The organism is Streptomyces sp. NPDC054840 (genome assembly GCF_053611065.1).
Genome location: NZ_JBSGZP010000421.1, coordinates 1 through 6,607, shown reverse-complemented (window position 1 = coordinate 6,607; position 6,607 = coordinate 1). Strand labels below are relative to the sequence as shown.

General features: G+C 73.2%; 5 protein-coding genes and 1 pseudogene. 5 read left to right on the top strand and 1 reads right to left on the bottom strand.

What is annotated here, in order from left to right; translation table 11 throughout:
* The first annotated feature begins 80 nt into the window (after positions 1–80).
* The 5 genes from ACWGIU_RS25685 (at position 81) to ACWGIU_RS25665 (ending at position 6,333) form a co-directional block, all read left to right on the top strand.
* Positions 81–1,259 carry a glycosyltransferase gene (locus ACWGIU_RS25685; protein WP_453709516.1) on the top strand — a complete coding sequence of 393 codons (1,179 nt, stop codon included), beginning with the start codon at positions 81–83 and terminating at the stop codon, positions 1,257–1,259.
* A gap of 246 nt (positions 1,260–1,505) precedes the next feature.
* Entirely contained in the window at positions 1,506–2,015 is a 510-nt protein-coding gene (locus tag ACWGIU_RS25680; RefSeq protein WP_453709514.1) for a DUF6643 family protein, read from the top strand.
* Positions 2,016–2,061: 46 nt separating this feature from the next.
* Positions 2,062–2,886, top strand: a complete 825-nt coding sequence (locus ACWGIU_RS25675; RefSeq protein WP_453709512.1) for an MOSC domain-containing protein — start codon at positions 2,062–2,064, stop codon at positions 2,884–2,886.
* 208 nt (positions 2,887–3,094) lie between these two features.
* Entirely contained in the window at positions 3,095–3,730 is a 636-nt protein-coding gene (locus ACWGIU_RS25670) for an Rv1733c family protein (RefSeq protein WP_453709510.1), read from the top strand.
* Positions 3,731–3,876: 146 nt separating this feature from the next.
* On the top strand, positions 3,877–6,333 hold the full coding sequence (locus ACWGIU_RS25665; protein WP_453709508.1) for a right-handed parallel beta-helix repeat-containing protein: 2,457 nt from the start codon (positions 3,877–3,879) through the stop codon (positions 6,331–6,333).
* Here the strand turns inward: ACWGIU_RS25665 and ACWGIU_RS25660 are convergent.
* Positions 6,284–6,607 (bottom strand): annotated as a pseudogene (locus ACWGIU_RS25660) (hypothetical protein); the annotation flags it as partial. The gene ACWGIU_RS25665 and the pseudogene ACWGIU_RS25660 overlap by 50 nt on opposite strands.

Below are 6,607 nucleotides of genomic sequence, written 5' to 3'. Positions count from 1 at the left end.
GCACCCCGGCCCGGAGGGCCGCCGCACCCGGGGCCGTCGGGATGCGCGACACACCCGCCGCGGCCCGGCACACTGCCGCCATGGGCCTCTTCACCGCCGCCTGCGCGGCCTACGCGTCCCTCGCCGCCTGGCTCTGGCTCACCCTCGCCCAGGGCATGTTCTGGCGGACCGACGTCCGCCTGCCGCCGCGCACGGCCCCCGTCCACTGGCCGTCCGTGGCGATCGTCGTCCCTGCCCGGGACGAGGCCGAGGTGCTGCCGCGGAGCCTGCCCTCGCTGATCGCCCAGGACTATCCCGGCGAGGCCGAGGTGATCCTCGTCGACGACGGCAGCACCGATGGCACGGGCGAGCTCGCACACCGGCTCGCCCGGGAACAGCCCGGGCTCCCGCTCACCGTCGTCTCCCCCGGCGACCCCGCACCCGGCTGGACCGGCAAGCTCTGGGCGCTCCGGCACGGCATCGGGATCGCACGCACCGCGCACGCCACCGAGCCCGACTTCCTCCTCCTCACCGACGCCGACATCGCACACGAACCGGACAGTCTGCGCGAATTGGTCGCCGCCGCGACCTCCGCCGACCTCGACCTCGTGTCCCAGATGGCCCGCCTGCGCGTGGTCGGCCTGTGGGAGCGGCTCGTCGTACCCGCCTTCGTGTACTTCTTCGCCCAGCTCTACCCCTTCCGCCGGATCAACCGGCCCTCCGCCCGGACGGCTGCCGCCGCCGGCGGCTGCGTGCTGCTGCGCACCGCGTCCGCCGTGCGGGCCGGGGTCCCCGGCTCCATCCGCCAGGCGGTCATCGACGACGTCTCGCTCGCCCGCGCGGTGCACCGCTCGGGCGGCCGGATCTGGCTGGGGCTCGCGGAGCGGGTGGACAGCGTGCGTCCGTACCCCGCGCTCGCGGACCTGTGGCGGATGGTCTCGCGCAGCGCCTACGCGCAACTTCGCCACCAGCCCCTGCTGCTGGCCGGGACGGTGGCCGGGCTGGTGCTCGTCTACCTCCTGCCCCCGGCCGCCCTGCTGACGGGTCTCGCGACCGGGAATCCGGCCATCGCCTGGGCGGGCGGCCTGGCGTGGCTGCTGATGGCCGGCACCTACCTGCCGATGCTCCGGTACTACCGCCAGCCGGCCGCGCTCGCGCCGCTGCTTCCGTTCACCGCGCTGCTGTACCTCCTGATGACCGTCGACTCGGCCGTGCAGCACTACCGGGGCCGTGGGGCGTCCTGGAAGGGCCGTACTTATGCCCGCCCCAGCGATGCCTGAAACCGTGAACTGGCGCACGAAGCAGAGTCATCCGAGGTCATCGCATTGTGACACTGTGTCAGCCCCAAGTCGGCGCAACACCCGCCCGGTGAGTACGAGTACGAACAAGATGGGGCGGAAGTGGCGAATCGTGCACGTGAACGTCAAGTGAAAGGTGAGGCCCTGACCTGCGAATATGCAGGTCAGGGCGGGGTTGACGTCACCTCGCTATGGACCCGGTGAAGTCGTGGGCTTAACTTAGGTCCCATGACCTCCCCCCGCTCCACTTATGGCGGCGGTTACTACTCCGCGCCCTCCTTCCCGGACACCCCCATCTACGACTCCCTCGTCGCCGAACGCGGCACTCCGCAGATCGCCCCGATCCGCGTACCCGCCGCCTACGAGTCCCCGAGTGCCGGATACTCGAGCGGCGGGTACCTGCCGGCTCTCGCGTCGTCGATGCCCGCGCTGCCGCCGGCGCAGCCCCAGCAGCAACAGACCTCGGGGTACGGATACCCGTACCAGCAGCAGTCGGCCCCGCAGCCGATGCCGCTGCAGCAGGCTCCGGCCCCCTACATCCCGCAGCAGCAGCCGATGGCGGCCCGCGGCGGATACATGCCGCAGCCCCAGCCGCAGCAGCCCCGCCCGGTCGCCATGGCCACCGGCTACGAGGCGATGCGTCCGGCCGCGCCGCGTCCGATGCAGGTGCCCGCACCGGTGCCGACCGCCTCGTACGAGGACCCGTACGGCCGTCCCTACCAGGGGCGCGGCTACTGACGGGGCGCTGAGACGCTGGCAGCGGAGGGGCTGGCAGGATGCCCCCATGTCTAACTTGCACGTGCAGGCGCTCCACATCCATCCCGTCAAATCGGTAGCGGGGACCGCTCCCGACGAGGTGGCCGTGGAGCCCTGGGGTCTGTCCGGGGACCGACGTTGGGCGCTGATCGATCCCGAGGGCACGGTCATCACCCAACGCCGTCATCCGCGCCTGGCTCTGGCCGCGGCCCGTCCGGTGGGCGGCGGCCGGATCGCCGTGACGGCGCCGGGCATGGCGGAGCTGTTCGTGGAGGTGCCCGAGCCCGGTCCGCTGGAGCCGGTGATGCTGTTCGGGAAGAAGGTCGAGACCGTGGCCGCGGCGACCACCGCGGCCGACTGGTTCAGCGCGTACCTCGGGGAGTCGGTACGGCTGGTGCACATGGATGATCCGGCGGTACGCCGTCCCGTGGATCCGGACTACGCCCTGCCGGGCGAGACGGTGAGCCTGGCCGACGGCTATCCGCTGCTCATCACCACGCTCGCCTCGCTGGACGCGCTCAACTCGCTGATCGCGCGGGGGGACCATCCTGAGGAGGGTCCGCTGCCGATGAACCGTTTCCGGCCCAATGTGGTGGTTTCCGGGGCCGAGGCGTGGGCGGAGGACGGCTGGCTCCGCATCGCGATCGGCGACGCCGTCTTCCGCGGCGTGCGCGAGTGCGGCCGGTGTGTCGTCACCACCACCGACCAGGAGACGGCGGAGCGGGGCAAGGAACCGCTGAAGACCCTGGCCGAGCACCGGCGGATCGGCCGGTCGCTGGCCTTCGGGCGCATGCTGGTGCCGGTGCGCGTCGGTACGGTGCGCGTCGGCGACGAGGTCCGTGTCCTCGTATGACGCCTGCGGGTGCCCGCCCGCGGCAGAGGGGACAGGAGTGACGGGAGGGGTGGGGTGGTGGTCGCGGACCGGCGACCGGCCGCCCGGATTGACACCTTCGAGGGGCTCGGCGCCCGGGCTGGAACCAACTGGCACGACCAGGCCGTTGGATCAGTCAGGACAGAGGCGCAGACAGGCGGAGACTGGCACAGGTTGGGGGAGCCGGACCGTGCGGACAGCAATGGGTGTGTGGCGTTGGCGGCGCAATCCGCTGCGCCGGCCGACCGATCTTTTCGAGGCGTGGGTGGCGTTCGCCGCGCTGGTGTGTGTCCTGGTGGTGGCTCCGGCCATCGGCTGGGTCGCGGGCCTGCAGGTGGACGGTACCCTTCAGCAGGCCGCGCACGAGCAGCGGCAGGAACGTCATCTCGTCCCGGCGGTGGTCCTGCGGCCCGCCCCGGAGCCGGCGGAGACCGCGGACCCGCCCGCGAGCGCGAGTGCGAGTGCCGACACGTCGGCGCAGCGGACGGTCCCGCACCGTACGCAGATCGTGGCCTCGTGGACCGCGCCGGACGGCAGCAGCCACGAGGGCACGGTGCCGGCCGCGGAGGAACCGCCGCGTCCCGGCGAGCGGTTCCGGATCTGGACCGACGTGCGCGGCAGGCTGGTGGGGCAGCCGCTCGACCCGTCCGCGGCCGTGTTCCACGCGGGGATGGCGGGGCTGGCCGCCGCGATCTGCGTGGCCGCACTGGTGGAGACGGTCCGGCGGCTGGTCGTACGGCGGCTCATGCATCGGCGGTACATACGTCTGGACCGGGCTTGGGCGGCGGCGGGGCCGGACTGGGGCCGCGCGGGCGCGGGCAGCTGACCTGGCAGCTCATCGGCTCCGCGCGCGCTACGGTGGAGCGGCCGGATCGGTCGCTCCAGTGACTCCGGTAGCTGCGGTGACTTCAGACTTCAGTGGCATCGGTCGTATCGGCAGCGCGAGTACGAGGGTGGGGGCACGACAGCACCATGGTTCAGGGCACGGTCCAGGTGACGCACGGCGGGACGTCGCGATGGCGGCGCCGCTCCGGTGAGTATCCGACGCTGACCGCCGCGCTCGCCGTCGCGGGCGACGGGGACGTGCTGACCATCGCCCCCGGCACCTACCGCGAGAATCTGGTGCTGGACCACGCCGTCACCCTGCGCGGACCCGAGGGCGGGGCGGGGTCGGTGCGGATCGCCCCGGTCGACGGGGTTGCGCTGACCGTGCGCGCCTCGGCCGTCGTCCAGGACCTGTATCTGGAGGGCCAGGACCGGGCGGCGCCCGCGCTGCTGGTGGAGGACGGGTGCCCCGAGCTCACCGATCTGCGGGTGAGCACCCACTCCGCCGCCGGCATCGAGGTACGCGGTTCCGGAGCCCGGCCGCTGGTGCGGCGGTGCACGGTGGAGAATCCGGCCGGTGTCGGCATCGCCGTACTGGACGGCGGCGGCGGGGTGTTCGAGGAGTGCGAGGTCGTGGCCGCCGGGCAGAACGGCATCTCCGTGCGCGGCGGCGGGCGGCCCAGGCTGGAGCGCTGCCGCGTCCACCACGCCACGGGCGCGGGCATCGGGGTCACCGGCGAGGGCTCCGGGCTGGAGGCCCTGGGCTGCGAGGTGTACGAGGTCAAGGGCGCCGGGGTACAGATCGCCGCGCGCGCCACGGCCCGGCTCACCGACTGCTCGGTGCACCGCACTTCGGCCGACGGGGTGACGCTCGACACCGACGCGGTGCTCACGCTGGCCGGCTGCGACATCCACGACATTCCGGAGAACGCGGTCGATCTGCGGTCCCGTTCGGTCCTCACCCTCAGCCGCACCACCGTGCGCCGCTTCGGCCGCAACGGTCTGTCCGTGTGGGACCCGGGCACCCGCGTGGACGCCGAGTCCTGCGAGATCCACGACAGCACGGGTGACTATCCCGCGGTGTGGATCAGTGACGGGGCCACGGTCTCCCTCGACTCCTGCCGGGTGCACGACGTGCCGGACGCGCTGTTCGTCCTCGACCGCGGATCGCGCGTCGACGTCGTCGACAGCGATCTGTCCCAGGTGCGCAACACCGCCGTCTCCGTGAGCGACGGGGCCACCGCCCAGCTCGACGACTGCCGGATCCGCGAGGCGGCGACCGGGGCCTGGTTCCGCGACCACGGCAGCGGCGGCACGCTCGCCGGCTGCACCATCGACGCCGTACAGACCGGTGTGATCGTCACCAAGGGAGCCGACCCCACCCTGGAGCGGTGCACGGTCACCTCCCCCGCCGAGGCCGGCTTCTACGTGTCCGCCGGCGGCCGGGGCACCTTCACGGCCTGCCGGGTGACCGGCAGTTCGGGGTTCGGCTTCCATGTCATGGACGGCTGCCGCACCACGCTGGCGCGCTGCCACACCGAGCGCTGCGCCCGCGGGGGCTACGAGTTCCCGGAGGACGGGCCGACCGCCGAGGGGTGCACCGGCGACGAGTCCGGCGCGCGTCTCACGGACCGGCCCGCTCCGGGCGGCGCGCTCGCCGAGGCGCGGGCGGGTATCCGTACGGCCACCGGGACGCAGGGCCCCGTGGCGCGGCCGGCGCAGACGCCACCGCATTCCGTACCGCGGCCCACGGACGGCGCGCAGGACGGTCCGGCCGCTCCCGCGCCGGGTTCGGGCGAGATGCTGCGCCGGCTCGACGCACTGGTGGGCCTGGACAGCGTCAAGGGCGAGGTGCGGGCGCTCACCGACATGATCGAGGTCGGCCGGCGGCGGCAGCAGGCGGGCCTGAAGGCCGCCTCGGTGCGCCGGCACCTGGTCTTCACCGGCTCCCCCGGAACCGGCAAGACCACGGTCGCCCGGCTGTACGGGGAGATCCTGGCCTCGCTCGGGGTGCTGGAGCGCGGGCACCTGGTCGAGGTGTCCCGGGTGGACCTGGTCGGCGAGCACATCGGATCCACGGCGATCCGTACGCAGGAGGCCTTCGACCGGGCGCGCGGTGGGGTGCTGTTCATCGACGAGGCGTACGCGCTGGCGCCGGAGGACTCGGGCCGCGACTTCGGGCGCGAGGCGATCGACACGCTGGTGAAGCTGATGGAGGACCACCGGGACGCGGTGGTCGTGATCGTCGCCGGCTATACGGCCGAGATGGAACGCTTCCTGACGGTGAATCCGGGAGTGGCCTCACGGTTCTCCCGGACCATCACCTTCGGCGACTACGGGCCCGAGGAGCTGCTGCGGATCGTGGAGCAGCAGGCGGAGGAGCACGAGTACCGGCTCGGGGACGGTACGGCGCAGGCGTTGCTGACGTACTTCGCGGAGCTGCCCAAGGGCCCGGCCTTCGGCAACGGCCGCACGGCCCGCCAGACCTTCGAGTCGATGGTGGAGCGGCACGCGGGCCGGGTGGCCCAGCTGACGGAGCCCAGTACGGACGAGCTCACCCTGTTGTTCCCGGCGGATCTGCCGGCCCTGCCCGCTCCTTGCTGACCGGGAGCCGCTGACCCGGTAGGCCGGCGCGTGCGGCGACGTCCAACCGGGCGAGCAGGTCGTGGCGTTCGGCGGCGAATGCCGGATCGGCCTGGTAGTCGCCGTGGCCCAGGATCGGGGCGGGCAGCGGATGGCGGGCGCGGCGCCCGTAGGCGAGCGGGTCGGCGAGCGGGCCGCGGTCCACGTGCTGCCCGGCGCCGGGCAGCGCCGGGCCACCGATGGGGTCGGTGGCCCGCCAGAGGTTGCGCCAGCAGTCGACCTCGCGGTGCAGGGC